The sequence below is a fragment of the Bordetella petrii genome (assembly GCF_020991325.1).
Taxonomy (GTDB): Bacteria; Pseudomonadota; Gammaproteobacteria; order Burkholderiales; family Burkholderiaceae_B; genus Bordetella_A; species Bordetella_A petrii_E.
Genome location: NZ_JAJMLX010000494.1, coordinates 1 through 1,334, shown reverse-complemented (window position 1 = coordinate 1,334; position 1,334 = coordinate 1). Strand labels below are relative to the sequence as shown.

1 protein-coding gene is annotated in these 1,334 nt (G+C 67.0%); it reads right to left on the bottom strand.

Annotated elements, in window-relative coordinates:
• Positions 1–152: 152 nt before the first annotated feature.
• A partial coding sequence (gene soxC, locus LPZ50_RS24895; RefSeq protein ID WP_268903643.1) for a sulfite dehydrogenase occupies positions 153–1,334 on the bottom strand: 1,182 nt, incomplete at its 5' end.

Genomic DNA, 1,334 nt, shown 5'->3' with positions numbered 1-1,334 from the left:
TATCCCAGGGCGCCAGGCGGGCCGGGTCCAGCGGCGTGCCGATGCCGTAATGGCCCGGGCCGGGCGGCTGCCCGGCGAAGGCAGCCGCCGCCAGGGACAGGGGCAAAGCCATGCCGGCCAGCCATTGGAGCATGGACGGCTTGCGGCAATGATCAGGATGCCTGGATACGCGCATTGCTGATCTCTCCGGTGGCCGCCACGCGCCAGGGCGTGATGGCGTTATTGTGATATGTGCCATTGACTCCGCGCACGGCTGTCAAGGCCTCGAGCGTGGGCTGCACATAACCTGTTTCATCCGTGGCGCGGCTTTGTATGACCGTGGCTTCGCCGTTCCAGGCCCAGGGAAACCGGAAGCGCGTAATGGCGCGCGACAGCACCGGGGCCTGCAATTCGGCCTGATGCCAGGTCGCACCGTCGTCCACCGAGACTTCCACCCGTTCGATGCGGCCCCTGCCGCTCCAGGCGATGCCGCGTATTTCGTGGAACCCCCGCTGCGCCAGGCGCTGCCTGCCCGACGGCGCGGTAATGATCGACTTGGCTTCCATGTAGAACGAAAAACGTCGCGCGCTGCCGTCGGGCATCAGGTCGGTGTACTTGGAGGTCTCTTCGCGCGAGTACACGGGCGTGTCCGTTACATGCAGGCGGCGCAGCCACTTGATGCTCATGTTGCCTTCGAAGCCCGGCAGCAGCAGGCGCACGGGATAGCCCTGCTCGGGGCGCAGGCGCTCGCCGTTCTGGCTATACACCAGCAAGGCGTCTTCCAGGCATTTTTCAATGGGAATGCTGCGCGTCATGGCGGCCGCATCCGCGCCTTCGGCAACCAGCCAGCGGGCATCGGGCCTCAGGCCGGCCTCGGCCAGTACGGTGCGCAGGGGCACCCCCGTCCATTCGGCACAGCTCACCAGGCCGTTGGCTTCGGCGGCTGTCTTACCGTACACGCTGTATCCCGGGTTGCCCGAACACTCCAGGAAATAGATGTGGGACTCGGACGGAAACCGGCGCAGGTCTTCCATGGTGAACAGCAGCGGCCTGTCCACCAGCCCATGCACCGCCAGCCGGTGCTGCGCCGGGTCGATCGCCGGCACGCCGCCATGGTGGCGTTCGTAGAACAGGCCATTGGGCGTGATGATGCCGTCCAGTTCCTGCAAGGGCGTGCGGGTGGATGACGAGATGTACTGCTTGTCGGTCGGGCGCAGGTGCCGCACCACGCCCTTCTCGAACGCGGAAGGCTGCCCGTAAGGATGCGTGCCGGTGGGTTCGCCCGGGGTTCGCGTCCAAGGGGGAATGGGCAATGGTCCGTCCGCCGGCGCCGCGGGCGCGGAGGCGGCCCGTGC